Annotated in this window: 17 protein-coding genes; 8 read left to right on the forward strand and 9 right to left on the reverse strand. The window is 34.4% G+C overall.

All coding sequences use genetic code 11. From position 1 onward, the window contains the following. Positions 1-6: 6 nt before the first annotated feature. On the forward strand, positions 7-918 hold the full coding sequence (locus tag ISP71_00975) for a methionyl-tRNA formyltransferase (GenBank protein MBL6662648.1): 912 nt from the start codon (positions 7-9) through the stop codon (positions 916-918). Then, on the forward strand, positions 918-1,592 hold the full coding sequence (locus ISP71_00980; protein MBL6662649.1) for an RNA methyltransferase: 675 nt from the start codon (positions 918-920) through the stop codon (positions 1,590-1,592). The genes ISP71_00975 and ISP71_00980 overlap by 1 nt, the downstream gene beginning before the upstream one ends. Here the strand turns inward: ISP71_00980 and pdxH are convergent. Next, positions 1,581-2,213: a pyridoxamine 5'-phosphate oxidase gene (pdxH, locus tag ISP71_00985; GenBank protein ID MBL6662650.1), complete on the reverse strand. Its 633-nt coding sequence runs from the start codon at positions 2,211-2,213 to the stop codon at positions 1,581-1,583. The two genes, ISP71_00980 and pdxH, sit on opposite strands and share 12 nt — an antisense overlap. A 42-nt stretch (positions 2,214-2,255) precedes the next feature. Here pdxH and ISP71_00990 point away from each other — a divergent pair, with 42 nt between their 5' ends. Beyond that, positions 2,256-3,473 (forward strand): 4-hydroxy-3-methylbut-2-enyl diphosphate reductase, encoded by a 1,218-nt coding sequence (locus tag ISP71_00990; GenBank protein MBL6662651.1) that lies wholly within the window; start codon positions 2,256-2,258, stop codon positions 3,471-3,473. Here ISP71_00990 and ISP71_00995 read toward each other — a convergent pair. From ISP71_00995 to ychF, 7 genes are all read right to left on the reverse strand, one after another. Next, positions 3,470-4,147, reverse strand: coding sequence for a (d)CMP kinase (locus ISP71_00995; protein ID MBL6662652.1), 678 nt, complete (start codon positions 4,145-4,147; stop codon positions 3,470-3,472). The two genes, ISP71_00990 and ISP71_00995, sit on opposite strands and share 4 nt — an antisense overlap. Further along, the gene (gene porQ, locus ISP71_01000) at positions 4,144-5,166 is read right to left on the reverse strand and encodes a type IX secretion system protein PorQ (GenBank protein ID MBL6662653.1); all 1,023 of its coding nucleotides are present in this window, start codon (positions 5,164-5,166) and stop codon (positions 4,144-4,146) included. The genes ISP71_00995 and porQ overlap by 4 nt, the downstream gene beginning before the upstream one ends. A gap of 108 nt (positions 5,167-5,274) precedes the next feature. After that, positions 5,275-5,853, reverse strand: coding sequence for a DUF3575 domain-containing protein (locus ISP71_01005; GenBank protein MBL6662654.1), 579 nt, complete (start codon positions 5,851-5,853; stop codon positions 5,275-5,277). Between the two features lie 72 nt (positions 5,854-5,925). Next, the gene (gene lon, locus ISP71_01010) at positions 5,926-8,337 is read right to left on the reverse strand and encodes an endopeptidase La (GenBank protein MBL6662655.1); all 2,412 of its coding nucleotides are present in this window, start codon (positions 8,335-8,337) and stop codon (positions 5,926-5,928) included. Positions 8,338-8,434: 97 nt separating this feature from the next. Then, on the reverse strand, positions 8,435-9,589 hold the full coding sequence (locus tag ISP71_01015) for a GlmU family protein (GenBank protein MBL6662656.1): 1,155 nt from the start codon (positions 9,587-9,589) through the stop codon (positions 8,435-8,437). A gap of 86 nt (positions 9,590-9,675) precedes the next feature. Further along, on the reverse strand, positions 9,676-10,152 hold the full coding sequence (locus ISP71_01020) for a hypothetical protein (protein ID MBL6662657.1): 477 nt from the start codon (positions 10,150-10,152) through the stop codon (positions 9,676-9,678). A gap of 97 nt (positions 10,153-10,249) precedes the next feature. Beyond that, the gene (ychF, locus tag ISP71_01025; protein MBL6662658.1) at positions 10,250-11,341 is read right to left on the reverse strand and encodes a redox-regulated ATPase YchF; all 1,092 of its coding nucleotides are present in this window, start codon (positions 11,339-11,341) and stop codon (positions 10,250-10,252) included. Positions 11,342-11,463: 122 nt separating this feature from the next. Here ychF and ISP71_01030 point away from each other — a divergent pair, with 122 nt between their 5' ends. The 5 genes from ISP71_01030 (at position 11,464) to ISP71_01050 (ending at position 16,329) form a co-directional block, all read left to right on the forward strand. Beyond that, complete coding sequence (locus ISP71_01030) at positions 11,464-12,303, forward strand: transketolase (GenBank protein ID MBL6662659.1); 840 nt, start codon at positions 11,464-11,466, stop codon at positions 12,301-12,303. Next, positions 12,304-13,680: a VWA domain-containing protein gene (locus tag ISP71_01035; GenBank protein MBL6662660.1), complete on the forward strand. Its 1,377-nt coding sequence runs from the start codon at positions 12,304-12,306 to the stop codon at positions 13,678-13,680. 2 nt (positions 13,681-13,682) lie between these two features. Next, on the forward strand, positions 13,683-14,618 hold the full coding sequence (locus tag ISP71_01040; protein MBL6662661.1) for a transketolase family protein: 936 nt from the start codon (positions 13,683-13,685) through the stop codon (positions 14,616-14,618). Positions 14,619-14,682: 64 nt separating this feature from the next. After that, positions 14,683-15,807, forward strand: coding sequence for an aspartate aminotransferase family protein (locus tag ISP71_01045; protein ID MBL6662662.1), 1,125 nt, complete (start codon positions 14,683-14,685; stop codon positions 15,805-15,807). Positions 15,808-15,810: 3 nt separating this feature from the next. Then, positions 15,811-16,329, forward strand: a complete 519-nt coding sequence (locus tag ISP71_01050; protein ID MBL6662663.1) for a TlpA family protein disulfide reductase — start codon at positions 15,811-15,813, stop codon at positions 16,327-16,329. Here ISP71_01050 and ISP71_01055 read toward each other — a convergent pair whose 3' ends face one another. Then, on the reverse strand, positions 16,330-16,533 hold the full coding sequence (locus ISP71_01055; GenBank protein MBL6662664.1) for a TIGR03643 family protein: 204 nt from the start codon (positions 16,531-16,533) through the stop codon (positions 16,330-16,332). It lies immediately after the preceding gene. Positions 16,534-16,549 lie beyond the last annotated feature (16 nt).

Below are 16,549 nucleotides of genomic sequence, written 5' to 3' on the forward strand. Positions count from 1 at the left end.
GTCTTTATGGGTACACCCGATTTTGCTACTGAATCACTCAAGAGATTAGTAGAAAACAATTTTAATGTAGTCGGTGTAGTAACAGCTCCAGACAGACCTGCAGGTAGAGGTCAAAAAATTAAATATTCTTCGGTGAAAGCATTTGCTCTAGAACAAGGTTTAAAAATTCTTCAACCTGAGAAACTTAAAAACACTTCATTTATTACAGATTTAGAAAGCCTTAAGGCCGATTTATTTGTAGTTGTAGCATTTAGAATGTTACCCGAAGTCGTATGGGCTATGCCATCTAAAGGCACTTTCAATTTGCATGCATCATTATTACCAAATTATAGAGGTGCAGCCCCTATTAATTGGGCAGTTATCAATGGTGAAAAAGAAACGGGTGTTAGCACCTTTTTCATAGAAAAAAATATTGATACTGGTAATATCATTTTTCAAGAAAAGATAAATATTACTGAAGATGATACGGCTGGTATTATTCATGACAAACTAATGCATATAGGTAGTGAATTGGTATGTAAGACCATTAACGCTATTGAAAATAATCAAGCACCAAATGTGCCTCAAATTGATGAAACAGCCTCACACGCACCTAAAATATTTAAAGCAGATTGCAAAATATTATGGTCCGAAAGTGCTATTGATATTCACAATAAAATCAGAGGATTATCGCCATACCCTACAGCTTGGACTAGCGTAGATAAAGATAAAACCTTAAAACTGTTTAAATCGACTTATGAAAACACCAACCATAATTTGGAAATTGGAAAGGTGGTTATAACAAACAACAAAGAGTTAAAAGTGGCCGCTCATGATGGTTTTGTTCATATTCATGAATTACAATTATCTGGTAAAAAAAGAATGAAAACAGGAGATTTTCTTCGTGGATATAATTTTGAAGATATCATTTTGCAGTAATGGAAGTGCTGATTGACCACTTTTTAAAATGCATAACAGATGAGCGAAAAGCACTCTTTGAAGAGCTTATTCAAAAACGCACAAAATACCTTACCGTAGTATTAGAAAATATCTATCAACCCTTAAATGCAAGTGCTGTACTACGTTCCTGCGATTGCTTTGGCATACAAGATGTTCACGTCATAGAAAATTATAACGAATTCAAACCTGATAGAGAGGTAGCAATGGGAGCTTCTAATTGGCTAACAGTCAATCGTTATGATAAAAATGATAACAATACGCTCGATTGCATACAGTCTTTAAAAAATCAAGGCTACAGAATAGTAGCAACAAGTCCACACAACTCTCAAACAGACCTTATCAATTTTGACTTGTCAAAAGGCAAAACAGCTTTGTTTTTTGGTACTGAGGTAGAAGGTCTTAGTGATGTAGTTCTCGAAAATGCTGACGAACATTTACACATTCCTATGTATGGGTTTACTGAAAGTTTTAATTTATCCGTATCTGCAGCAATATGTCTTTATGAAATGCGAATGAAAATGGAAAAAGAAGACATCAAATGGCACATGACAGAAGATGAAAAAAATCAAGTTCTCCTAAACTGGCTACGCTATAGTATAGACCGCTCCGAAATTGTAGAAGAAGATTTCCTAAAAAATCGTTTAAGGTGCTAAGCGATTAATCGTCCAATTTTCTCCTTCCTTGTTGTATAAAAACCTATCGTGCAAACGACTAGCTCTACCCTGCCAAAATTCAATTTCATTAGGCACAATGGTATAGCCTCCCCAATTTTCTGGTCTAGGCACATCATTAGGGTATTTCTTTTTTAACTCTTGAATTTTGTTTTCAAGAACTTCTCTAGATTCTATCACTTGACTTTGTGGCGAACACCAAGCCCCTATCCTACTTTCATAAGGACGGCTATTGAAATAGTCATCAGATTCCTGTTCTGACAATCTTCTAATTGAGCCATTGATTCTGACTTGACGTTCCATCTCTGGCCAAAAGAAATTCATACAAACATTAGGATTAACCTCAATCTCCTGCGACTTTCTACTAGAATAATTGGTGAAAAAACTAAATCCTTTTTCTGTGGCACCTCTTAGTAACAACACCCTTGAACTAGGCACACCATTTCTGTTGACAGTCGACAACACAAAAGCATTAGCATCATTTGAATAGGTAATAGCTTCAGATAGCCACTGTTGGAATAATGTTATGGGTTCTTCCGTTAAATCCTTAACATTCAACTCACTTTTCTGATAGTCAGTTCTAAGGTCTTTAATGCTTTTCATACTTCAAAATTACCTATTTTTGTGTGTATTTATATTCAATTAATGAAAAAATTCGAAGTACCTGATTTTTATCGTTCCAATTTAATTGGAGCTATCAAAAACCAACGAAAAGAACTTGACCCTAAGAAGAAAGATTTCTCTCCAACAATTGTTGACTTTGGTCCTGTTCAAATTCACCTTGCTCGTCACTTTGGCTTTTGCTATGGTGTAGAAAATGCTATCGAGATATCCTATAAAGCTATCGAAGAAAATCCAGACAAGAACATTTATCTGCTAAGTCAAATGATACACAACCCCATTGTTAATGAAGACTTACTTTCTAGGGGCTTAAAGTTTATTATGGATACCCAAGGCAATCAATTGATAGAATGGGACAAAATCAAATCAGATGATGTAGTGATTACACCAGCATTTGGCACAACCATTGAAATACAAGAATTACTTGAAAAAAAGAATATCAAATTAGAAACTTATGATACCACTTGCCCATTTGTAACTCGTGTATGGAAAAAAGCCGAAAGTATTGGCAATGACAACTATTCCATAATCATTCATGGTAAACATAATCACGAGGAGACAAAAGCTACTTTTTCTCACTCCTATCAAAACGCACCCTCTCTAATCATAAAAGATTTGGACGAAGCTAAACTACTAGTCGATTTTATTGAAGAAAAAAGACCTGAAGCCGAATTTTATTCCACTTTTGAAGGAAAGTATTCTGAAGGCTTTGACCTTAAAAAAGATTTAGAAAAGATAGGAGTGGTCAATCAAACAACTATGTTGGCTAGTGAAACAGAAGAGATTTCAAACTTCTTAAAGCAATTCATTATCGATAAGAGAGGTCAAGAAAATTACAAAGACTTTTTTGCTGACACTAGAGATACGCTTTGTTATGCTACAAACGAGAATCAAAAAGCTACTTACGGTTTATTGGAAGTACCTGCTGATTTAGCTATTGTTGTGGGTGGATACAATAGTTCTAACACCTCTCACCTCGTAGAGCTTTGTGAAAAAGTTTTACCAACATATTTTGTAAAGTCTGAGGAGGAAATTCTTTCTAAAGAAACAATAAGACATTTCAATTACAACGATAAAACAACCTCTGAAACAAATGGGTTTCTACCCAATAAAGAAAAACTGAAAGTTATTATCACATCAGGTGCTTCATGCCCAGATGCTGTAGTTGACAGAGTTTTGCAGAAATTATTATCCTATTTTGATAACAAAATATCGGTTGAAGAAGCTTTAGCCAATATTTAGTCATCCATAGCTTTCTGACAATAACTTAGAGCTAAATTGAATTGTTCATCAATGCTCAAATTGGTATTGTCTATTTGGATGGCATCGTCCATTATCACTAGAGGATTTTCTTCGCGGGTACTATCGTCATAATCTCTGCTCAGTAGGTTCTTCTTGATATCCTCAAGACTAGCGTCTTTAAGTTCTAATGACCTTCTTCTAGCACGTTCATCAACTGAGGCAGTAATAAATAACTTCAATTCTGCATTTGGAAATACTACAGAACCAATATCTCTTCCATCCATTACTACTCCTTTATTTTCCCCTATTGCTTGCTGTATAGCCACCATTTTCTGGCGTACTTCTTTTAACTTGCTAATCTTACTCACATTTTCAGAAATCCATAAGCTACGAATTTCATTTTCTACATTGACACCATTTAAAAAGGTTTCAGAAATAGACCTTTCATCATTATAATTGAATGATACATTTATATTGTCTAAAGAATCTATTAATGCTGCTTCATCAATAATACCATCATTCATTATATCGTTTTTCAAAGCATAAAGACAAACTGCTCTGTACATAGCACCTGTATCTACATAAATGTATGCATAGTGTTTGGAAAGCTGTTTAGCTAATGTGCTTTTACCACATGAAGAATGGCCATCAATAGCAATATTTATTTTTTTCATTTTTGTTTGTAGAACTTGGAAAAATCTGTGCTAAAGGAAAAGTAATTTGGTGAACCGTGCAAGTGATAAGTTGATCTTCCGTAATTTATTTTAAAGTGTGATATTTTTATACCCAAACCCCATGAAAAACCTACCATTCCTAGATATGAATCTACTTTAAGTTCTTGCCTACGCTTGGGGTTGTACCCCATTCTTAATTGAATATGTTTACCAATACTTAGCTCACCACCAACATCAATGTGTCGAAAAAGCTTATTTGTAAAGTTAATTTCTTCAGAACTAGCGTTCTCATTCAAGTCATTATTGGCACTTTCATAAATAGATGTTAAATCCCATTTCTGAATATTCTTATAATTCATTGTAATAAGGAATGGCAAATGTTCTAAGCGTTTAGACAATCCAAAATCCAATTGAAATGGCAATATTTCCTCAGTACTAGCATAAGTACTTATTTGTTTTCCATAGTTCCTGGCAAGAAAAGACATTGAAAAGTTTTTATCCTCTTTTTTATAGGCTATGGCCAAGTCACTTGCAAGTGCTGCCGATTGATAATCTTGAAGATTAGAAAATAATGTTTTAACACTTGCTCCAACTGACCATCGCTCACTAAGTTCTTTTCCTAAGCCCACAGAGATGATTTGTTCATTTGCTCCAAAAGTACCTAGGGATTGAGAAGTAAAATCCGTTTCCGTAAATTCACCATAGCCAATAGATTTAACAGAAATACCTATTGTACCAAAGTCACGTAAAGGAAGTGCATAAGCAGCAGAAACAAAGTTGATATCAGAGAAATAATCGACAAAATTCAATGACAACTGCTTTTCCATTTTCTTATTCAACATGGCAGGATTAAAAATGCCTGACTCTAAGTCTTGTGAATATAATGAAACAGGTTCGTTTAAAACAGCATGACGGGCTGAGAGAGGTAAATCCAATGCTGCATACGACGATGAAGAATTTTGAGCTTTTACGAATGTAAAACTAATGACATATAAAAGAAATAAAACAACAATTCTCATTCTACAAATTAACAAATGTTTTTAGATGAAAACGAGTATTTCAAATACTTATTATAAAAAAAGCGCAGACCTAAGTCTGCGCTTTAAATTATCTATTTTAGTTATAAATTAAAATGACACCCCTATGTCGAAACCTATTTTTGGAACTATTCCTGTATAGCCTCTATCAGGAGAATAGAAATCTATGTCTAAAGGCTTGTTATCAAATTGAGAATTACGCAAACCACCACCAGCAAATAAGTCTAAAGAAAGTTTCTCTGAAAATATGAGTTGAATTCCCATTAATACGCCACCCTCTACTTGTTTAATATCGTAATCGTGATTTGTACTACTATAAATATTGTTGTAGTAATAGTATTTTTCATATTGTTCAACAAAGTATTTACCGTTGGCATACAATCCTGCATACACACCAGCTAGACTAGATTCGCTAGAGCTATTAATAGCAGGTTTGAAAATATATTTTCTTAGCTGGATTTCACCCATCCAACCATATTCATCACCATTATCCGATAGTCTGTAACCACCTGATAAAGCAAATGAATTATTATTGTTTAACGCTCTTTCATATGTAGCATAAACAGTACCATCTAAAAAATGGAAAGGACTAATTTTTACTAAAACATCTTGCGAGAATACAAAAGTGGATGCCATAGAAAGGCAAAGAATAAGAGTAATTTTTTTCATTTTTAAAGTTTTAAGTTAGATAATTCTCAGCAAAAGTAAAGAAATATTTTATTCTAACACAAAAAAAATGAATTAGATAAGGGCAATGTTAATAACATCATTCATTTTACTGACATAATGAAAACTCAACCCTTTCAAATATCGCTCGTTAATTTCGTCAACATCTTTTTTATTTTGTTCGCAAAGAATAATTTCTTTAACCCCTGCCCTTTTAGCAGCGAGTATTTTCTCTTTTATACCGCCTACAGCTAGTACTTTACCTCTTAATGTTATTTCTCCCGTCATCGCTAACTTAGCTTTGACTTTTTTTCCTGTAAATAAGGACACTAAAGCCGTAAGCATTGTAATACCCGCTGAAGGGCCATCTTTTGGAGTTGCTCCCTCAGGAACATGAAGATGAACATCATTTGTATTTAAGTCATCAGGATTTATACCTAATTCTTTAGCGTGAGACTTTATGTATTGCATAGCAATTGTGGAAGATTCTTTCATCACATTACCAAGGTTTCCAGTAATACTCATTTTACCTTTTCCCGCACTTTTACTGCTTTCTATAAATAATATATCTCCTCCTACAGCCGTCCAAGCTAAGCCTGTTACTACTCCAGGAATATCATTGTTCAAATGACGTTCTTTATCAAATGGAGCAGCACCAAGTATTTCTTTTAAATCCGATATGTCAGGACTATGATTATAGTCTTGTTCCATTGCTATGGATTTGGCAGCATAGCGAACCAATTTGGCAACCATTTTATCAAGACCTCTAACTCCAGATTCTCTTGTGTAGCCATCTATAACAGATTCAAAAACTTTATTACTTAACTTTAAATCAGAGTTTTTTAAACCATGTTCTTTGATTTGTTTAGGAAGTAGGTGTTTTTTAGCAATCTGCACTTTTTCTTCAATAGTATAACCGTTTATCTCTATAATTTCCATTCTATCTCTTAGAGCAGGTTGAATACTTGATAAGGAATTAGCAGTTGCCACAAACATAACTTTAGATAAGTCATATCCTACCTCTAAATAATTATCGTGAAATGAGCTATTTTGCTCAGGGTCTAGAACTTCAAGCATTGCCGAAGAAGGATCTCCATGCGAATCTCTTGTAATCTTATCTATTTCGTCTAGTACAAATACAGGATTAGAAGAATTGGCCTTTTTAATGGATTTAATAATTCTACCCGGCATTGCCCCGATATACGTTTTACGATGACCTCTGATTTCAGACTCATCACGTAATCCACCAAGTGAAACACGCTCGTATTTTCTACCTAGGGCTTCAGCAATAGACTTCCCTAAAGACGTTTTACCTACACCCGGCGGACCATATAAACACAAAATAGGTGCTTTCATATCGCCTTTGAGTTTCAATACGGCTAGATGTTCTAGGATACGTTCTTTAACTTTTTCAAGACCAAAATGGTCTCTATCTAATATTTTTTTAGCTTTATCTAAATCAAAATTATCTTTTGTGTATTCGTTCCAAGGTAAATCCAAAAATAATTCAAGGTAGGCTCTTTGTACAGAGTAATCTGCCATAGCAGGATTAATACGCTGTAATTTTTTGATTTCTTTTTCAAAATTATCAGACACCTCTTTGTTCCATTTTTTAGATTTAGCTCTAGTACGCATTTCCTCAATTTCTTGATCTGCCGAACCTCCTAATTCTTCTTGTATGGCTTTGAGTTGTTGATTTAGAAAATATTCCCTCTGTTGTTGGTCTAAGTCGTGTTTAACCTTGTGTTGAATTTCATTTTTCATCTCAAGGCGTTGCAATTCTTTGCTAATAATTTCCAGTGTTTCTTGCGAACGACTTTTTAAATTAAAGACCTCAAGTAAATCCTGCTTTTTTTTCATGTCAACATCCATATTGGAACAAACAAAGTTGACTAAATAAGAAGGGGATTCTATATTTTGAATTGCTAATTGAGCTTCTGAAGGAATGTTAGGAGATTCTTTAACAATTTGCAAAGCAATATCTTTTATCGAATCAACAAGGGCGATAAATTGCTCATCATCCTTTTCAGGTTTTTCTTCAGATAACTCAGCAACGGTAGCTTTCAAATAAGGTTCTTCTTGAACCATTTCTTGTAGCTCAATTAATTTTCTACCTTGAATAATAACAGTGATATTTCCATCTGGCATTCGTAACATTTTCATAATGTGTGCCACTGTACCGATAGTGTTTAAATCACCAAAGCTTGGGTCTTCTATATCAAACTTCTTTTGAGATACAACTCCTATCGTTTTAGAACCTTTGTAAACCTCCTTAATAAGCTTAACTGATTTATCTCTTCCAACTGTTATGGGAATTATTACACCAGGGAAAAGAACCGTATTTCTAAGAGGTAAAATAGCTAAGGATTTAGGGACTTCTTCCTTATTTATTTTCTCCTCATCAACGCTACTAAGTAGTGGAAAGAAATCCGATTCGTCATCAAAATTTGCCCCAGCAAAAGAATCTAAAAACATGTCTTTTTTCATTCAAAATTTTTTTTATCAATCATGACAATTATGTTATTCGAAAATAATAATGACAAGAATTGTGCCATTATAAATATCATTTAAAAGACTGACAAAACTAGTCTTTTCGGTACGACTTTGTCAGTTCAAAAACCTCAGCTAAAATATCTTTTTCTACTTGATTAAACTCTATAGCTCGGCGTTGCATCACTTTTTCTGCCACTTCGAAGACTTTATTTAAGCGATAAGTCATATAACCTGCTGAACCACCCCATGAGAAGGAAGAAACAAAATTACGAGGAAAACCTGCTCCAAAAACGTTAGCACTAACTCCTACAACCGTTCCAGTGTTAAACATTGTATTGATTCCACATTTTGAATGGTCGCCCATTATAAGACCACAAAATTGAAGTCCTGTATTTACAAAGCGTTCAGATGGATAATTCCATAATTTAACCTCAGCATAATTGTTTTTTAAATTGGAATTATTCGTGTCGGCTCCTAAATTGCACCATTCTCCTAATACAGAATTACCTAAGAAGCCGTCATGTCCTTTGTTGGAATATCCCAACAATACAGAGTTGTTTACTTCTCCCCCAACTTTACAATAAGGACCTAAGGTAGTTGCCCCATAAATTTTCGCCCCCATTTTAAGCACTGAGTTTTCGCACATAGCTAATGGTCCTCTGACAATACTTCCTTCCATAATTTCAGCATTTTTGCCTACATAAATTGGTCCTGTCGAAGCATTAAGAATAGCATGTTCTACTTTTGCACCATCTTCAAGAAAAATATTTTCTGGATTAGTACAAGCGTTAGTTTCGCTAATGAGTTGAGATGTCCTTCCTGCTGTAAGTAGCTTAAAATCGGATTGAATACATGCATCATTGTACTCAAAAATATGCCACAGTTGTGAAACTTGCATAAAATCGTCTTCATAGGGTATTACCTCATTAGGAATACTTTCCTTACTTCTGTAAGCAATAAGTGTTTCATTCTGCTTTAAACACTGATTTTCTGATAAAGATTTAATTGCGTCAACTAGATTAATGTCAGGGCAAATAGAACCATTTATCCAAAGGTTATCCTCATTACTAATCAGAGAAAATTTTTGTTGCAAATAATCTTCTGTATAAAATGAACATTTCGTATTCAAAAAGTGTTCCCATTTCTCAGTTATGGTAAGTATACCAATACGAATTTCAGAAACAGGTCGAGTGTATGTTAAAGGAAGAAGATTCCCTCTAGTGTCATCAAATAAAATGTAATTCATAACAACAAATGTAATAATTACAAAAAAAGCAAAACTATCATAACTGATAATTTTGCTTTCATAGATGTATTTTATTCTAATTTAATCTAGATACCAAAGCTAAAAACTCCATTTTCTATAACAACACTATCTAAATTATTAGCTATGTTATGCAAAGTAGCCGAAAAGCTTCCCGAAATTTCATCTCCATCACTCACCTTCAAATTTATAACAAATCGACTGTTTGAATTTTTAGTGTAAGTGTATAAATTATCGTTTTTATCATTAAAATTTATTGAATAACCACTCAATGAATTTACATAATCGGCTTGATCAAAAACTCCAACTCTAACGGTATCTATTATAAGTTCTAATTGCCCTACATCATCGTTTCTTCCCCAAAATATAGATTGGTTAGAAATTACTCTATCTCCAATGGCAAAAGCTGGACAATTCACTTTCTGTGAATTTAATTCATAGGTAAATACATTAGGCACAGATTTCTTCTTTTTACAAGAAGTGTTTAGAAGAAAGAAAATAGAAAGCAAAATAAATGCGAAACTAGCAAGATTTAATTTTTTCATTTTTTAAGTTATAATTAGTTTTATGAAGAGCACCTTGCTCTTTCATGCGAATCTAGAAGAGTTAGTGCAATGAAATGTATGACTTAAATCATATTCTTTAAGTATTGAACCTAAAATGCATAATATCACCATCGGCAACAACATACTCCTTGCCTTCCACTGACATTTTACCATTTTCTTTGCATGCTAATTCAGAACCTAACTCTACAAAATCTGTATATTTAATGACCTCGGCACGAATAAAACCTTTCTCAAAGTCGGTATGTATTACTCCTGCAGCTTGTGGAGCTTTCATTCCCTCTTTAATGGTCCATGCTCTAACCTCTTTAACTCCTGCCGTAAAATAAGTGGAAAGATTTAACAACTGATATGCTGAACGAATAAGTTTACTCACCCCAGGCTCGTCTAAGCCCATATCCTCTAGAAACATTTGGCGTTCTTCATAACTATCAAGTTCTGTTATATCTGCTTCTGTAGATGCCGCAATCATTAAAACAGAAGCATCTTCATCTTTTACAATTTCCTTCACTCTATCAACATGAGGATTGCCATTTTTTATGGAAGCTTCATCAACATTACACACATACATTATTGGTTTATCAGTAAGTAACATTAAGTCAGCAACGTGTTCTTTTTCTTTATCTTCTAAATCTATACTTCTAACTGATTTACCTTGTTCTAAATGAGCTTTGTATTTGGCTAGAACATCAACAACTTTTCTAGAGTCTTTGTCACCTGTTCGAGATAGCTTTTCATACTTCAGTAGCTTTTTATCAACAGCTTCTAAATCTTTTAATTGCAATTCTATGTCTATGGTTTCTTTATCTCTAATTGGGTCAACTGAACCATCTACATGAACAATATTATCATTTTCAAAACACCTCAACACATGAATAATAGCGTCTGTTTCTCTAATATTAGCTAAGAATTTATTCCCTAAGCCTTCTCCTTTACTAGCTCCTTTTACCAATCCAGCAATATCTACAATTTCTATAGTAGTTGGTTGGACTTTTTCAGGTTGTACTAAACGTTCTAACTCATTAAGTCTTTTGTCTGGCACACTAATAACACCTACGTTAGGTTCAATAGTACAAAAGGGGAAATTTGCCGATTGCGCTTTGGCATTAGACAAACAATTAAATAATGTCGATTTTCCAACATTTGGCAAACCTACTATACCACACTTCAAAGCCATATCAAAATATATTTTTCGCAAAGATAATCAGCTATTTAAACATTTTTGAAAAAATATTAACAATTGTAATTTCCCCTACTAAAAGAATTACATTTGAGAATTAAACTAATTAGACCATGAGTGAGGATTTAAAGGCTATTTGCAATCAAGTTAGAAGAGATATTGTTCGTATGGTACATGCTCAAAATTCAGGTCATCCTGGTGGCTCACTCGGTTGCGTTGAGTATTTTGTAGCTCTATATTTCGAAGTTATGAAGCATAATACTGACTTTGAGATGAATGGTATTGATGAAGATTTATTTTTTCTATCCAACGGTCATATCTCCCCTGTCCTTTATAGTGTGTTAGCAAGAAGAGGATATTTTGATGTTAAAGAATTATCGACTTTCAGAACCATAAACTCAAGACTTCAGGGACACCCTACCACTCACGATAAACTTCCTGGCGTACGAATTGCCTCAGGCTCTTTAGGTCAAGGTATGTCAGTAGCAATTGGTGCAGCACTTACTAAAAAATTAAATAATGATTCGTCCATCGTATATAGTTTGCACGGAGATGGTGAATTGCAAGAAGGGCAAATTTGGGAGGCTGCTATGTATGCTTCTGGCAACAAAGTCGATAATCTAATTTGTACAATTGACTACAATCAAAAGCAAATTGATGGCTCATTAGAGGAGGTTCTTCCCATGGGAAATATTTCTAATAAATTTAAAGCCTTTGATTGGGAAGTGTTAGAAATAAAGGACGGCAACAACATTTATGATGTTATTGACGTTTTAAATAAGGCTAAATCATTGTGTGGTAATGGAAAACCCATTTGTATAATTATGCATACTGAAATGGGAAATGGCGTTGATTTCATGATGGGAACACACAAATGGCATGGTGTTGCGCCTAACGATGAACAGTTAGCAGATGCTCTGAGTCAAAATCCTGAATCACTTGGTGATTATTAAATGTTAAATTTAAACAAACATATCTTATTAGCTATACTGATAATTTGTATCAGTTTATTAAACCCCTACAAAACCTTTGCCCAAAAAGATAAACCCGTAACTCGTGTTTTATTCATATTTGATGCTTCTCAGAGTATGTACGCTCAATGGGACGGAAATAGTAGAATGGAAATTGCCAAAGAATTGCTTAGCAATATGTTAGATAGTCTTGACAATAAAGAAAACTTGCAAGTGAGTTTACGATGCTATGGTCATCAAAAACCATCACCGCCTCAAGATTGTAGAGATACTAGGCTAGAAGTTGCTTTTGGAAACAATACTATACCTGCCATAAAAAACAGATTAAAAACACTTCGACCAAAAGGCACTACCCCAATTGCAAAAGCACTAGAATCAGGTGCTTTAGATTTTCCTGCCGTCACCTCCAACTCTAGAAATATCGTTATTCTAATTACAGATGGTATAGAAGAATGTGGCGGAGACCCATGCGCTGTATCTAGACTATACCAAGAGAAAAAAATCATTCTTAAACCTTTTGTTATTGGTATTGGTCTTAGTGAAGAATACAAGAAAAATTTTGAATGTGTGGGTACTTTTTACGATGCCAGAAATCCTGATGAATTCAAAAACATTTTAGATGTAGTCATTTCTCAAGTGCTAAACTCAACCACTGCCCAAGTTAATCTACTGGACGAAAATGAAATGCCTACCGAAACAAATGTACCCCTCAGCTTTTACGATTCTTTTTCAGGGATTCTACAATACAATTTTATACACACTATGAACAGTAGAGGAAATCCTGATACCTTGAATATTGATCCAGTGCTAAGTTATAAAGTTGTTGCCCATACCATACCACAGACAGAAGCAGAAGGAGATTGGAAATTAATACCAGGCAAACACACTACAATACCAATAAAATGCCCACAAGGCACATTAAGTATTAGTTCTGCAGTTAATAAAACTAAAGTAGAATGTATTGTTAGAGAAAAAGGCAAAACCGAAACCCTAAACGTTCAACAACTAAATACTAAACAAAGGTATTTAACAGGTGAATATGAGCTAGAAATTCTGACTTTACCTCGTATTTATGAAACTGTTAAAGTCAATCAAAGTGAATCTACCAATGTAAAAATTCCTGAACCAGGTTTAGTCGTTTTATCGGCCTCATCATCACCTTATGGAAGTATATTTGAAGTAAGCAATGAACTGAAATGGGTTTGCGATTTGAATATCAACAAAGGAAGGCAAGCACTTTACGTATTACCAGGAAAATACAAGGTAGTGTATAGGGCAAAAAATGCCTCTTCTAGCGAATACACCAAAGAAAAAACATTTAAAGTAAGTTCTATAAAAACCGTATCTCTAAAACTATAATAATGGAAATGAAAGACACACGCTCAGGATTTGGAGCAGGATTAACTGAACTTGGAAAAAGCAATCCTAATGTTGTGGCATTATGCGCTGACCTCACAGGTTCGTTGAAGATGAATGAATTTGCAGATAATCATCCTGAACGTTTTTTTCAAGTAGGTATAGCAGAAGCTAATATGATGGGCATAGCAGCAGGATTAACCATAGGAGGTAAAATCCCTTTCACTGGTACTTTTGCCAACTTCTCCACATCCAGAGTTTATGACCAAATCAGACAATCTATAGCCTACTCAGAAAAAAATGTCAAAATATGCGCTTCTCACGCTGGTCTAACTTTAGGAGAAGATGGTGCTACTCACCAAGTTTTAGAAGATATAGGTATGATGAAAATGTTGCCAGGCATGGTTGTTATCAATCCGTGCGATTATAACCAAACTAAGGCCGCAACAATAGCCATAGCAGAACATAATGGGCCTGTTTACCTGCGTTTTGGCAGACCTAATGTGCCTAATTTTACCCCTGAAAACCAAAAGTTTGAAATAGGAAAAGCGATTTGTCTAAAAGAAGGAAAAGACGTTAGCATTTTTGCTACTGGTCATTTGGTTTGGGAGGCTATGGAAGCACAAAAAGCTTTAGAAGAACAAGGAATAAGTGCTGAAATAATAAACATACACACCATTAAGCCACTAGATGAAAAAGCAATTTTAGAGTCTGTAGCCAAAACAAAATGTGTGGTAAGTGCCGAAGAACATATGTTAAATGGTGGACTTGGCGATAGCATAGCACAATGTCTTTCAAGAAATAACCCCACTCCTATCGAAATGGTAGGTGTAAACGATACATTTGGTGAAAGTGGAAAGCCCAAAGAGCTTATGGCTAAATATGGATTAGACTCTCATAATATTGTTAAGGCTGCATTAAAAGTTGTCAAAAGAAAGTAAATATACAATAGGGCAAAATGTATTTTTTAACCATCAAGCCCAAACTACACCCTTTGCAAATGGTATGGAAATTTCTCATGCCGAAGGAATCTATATTTATGACGTCAATAACAAAAAATATTTAGACTTAGTTGCTGGAGTATCTGCCTGTACATTAGGACATAGTCACCCAGCAATTGTACAAAGCGTTAATGAACAAATGCAACTTTATGCACATGTAATGGTGTACGGTGAGTATGTTCAATCTCCTCAGTACAAACTTTCACAACTACTAATAGAAAACTTGCCTGAAAGTTTAAACTGTACCTACTTAGTAAACTCTGGAACAGAAGCTATTGAAGGTGCTATGAAATTAGCTAAACGTATTACTTCAAAAAATAAGATAATATCTTTTAATAACAGTTATCACGGTAGCACACATGGAGCTCTTAGTATTATGGGTAAGGAGCTATATAAAACCAACTACCGCCCACTACTCCCCGATTGTGAATTAATTGATTACGATAGCATAGAACAGCTAGTATTAATAGACCACTTAACAGCTGCTGTAGTTGTTGAGCCAATTCAAGGCGCAACAGGATTTAAAGTTCCATCTATAAAATGGTTAGAAGCTCTCAGACAACGTTGTGATGAAGTAGGTGCGCTGCTCATTTTTGACGAAATACAAACTGGTTTTGGAAGAACTGGTCAATTATTTGCTATAAACACTTTTGGCGTAACTCCTGATATCCTATGTATAGCTAAAGGCATGGGTGGCGGTATGCCTATTGGTTGTTTCATCAGTTCCAAAAAGAATATGGATAAACTTAAAGATAATCCTAAACTAGGTCATATTACAACCTTTGGGGGGCATCCCGTTTGTTGTGCTGCATCACTTGCTACTTTAAGTACTCTAATAGAAGACAGAAACATCATTCAATCTATAGAATATAAAGAGCAGATTTTTAGAGAAAATTTACAACACCCCAAAATTAAAGAAGTGAGAGGCAAAGGCTTAATGTTAGCTATAGAATTAGATAGTGAAAAAATCTGTCAATACCTTGTAGAAAAAGGGTACGAACATGGCTTAATTATGTTCTTTTTCTTGTTTACTAATACGGCAGTACGTTTATCTCCACCACTTATTATTTCTGAAGAAGAAATTATTAAGGCTTGTAATACTATCAAAGACATTTTAAACGAAATATAGATTATGAAAAACATTCTTTTTTTAGCCACAATTTTTGCGTTCTCTATTGCCTGTGGCACCAATGAAGACAACAGAGGCTACAAGCTTAAAGTTGGTGACAGTTGTCCAGATTTCAGCATGGAACTGTTAGATGGAACGACAATTACCAACGAATCGCTACTAGGAAAGGTAAGTGTGATACAATTTACAGCCTCTTGGTGTGGTGTTTGCAGAAAAGAGATGCCTCATTTGGAAACCGAGGTATGGCAAGAATTTAAAGATGAAGATTTCATTCTTTTAGGGGTAGACTTGAAAGAATCGAAAGAAAAAACAACAACATTCATTGAAGAAATGCAAGTAACTTATCCCATAGCATTGGACACAAATGGTCGAGTGTTTGAACAATTTACTCTTCCTAAAGCTGGAGTAACACGAAATATCGTTTTGGATAGAAACGGTAAAATAATCTTCCTTACTCGTTTATTTGATAAAGTGGAGTTTCATCAAATGATTGAAGTTATAAGAAAAGAATTAGAGCAATAACTACTTTTGATTAGAAGACTTAAAGCGTCCTTTTACAAAACTTCTTAAAGAAAGATGTTTGGTCTTTCTACTCTTAACCCGTTTTCGCCACATTACAAAAGAAGAACGTTTCATGTGTTTACGCATTAGCTGACGAACCTCATTTTCTTTAAGATTATACTGTAACTCAATAGCATCAAAAGGTGTTCTATCTTCCCACGCCATTTCTATTATCCTATCG

The sequence above is a fragment of the Flavobacteriales bacterium genome (assembly GCA_016779995.1).
In the GTDB taxonomy this organism is placed as follows: Bacteria; Bacteroidota; Bacteroidia; order Flavobacteriales; family UBA7312; genus UBA8444.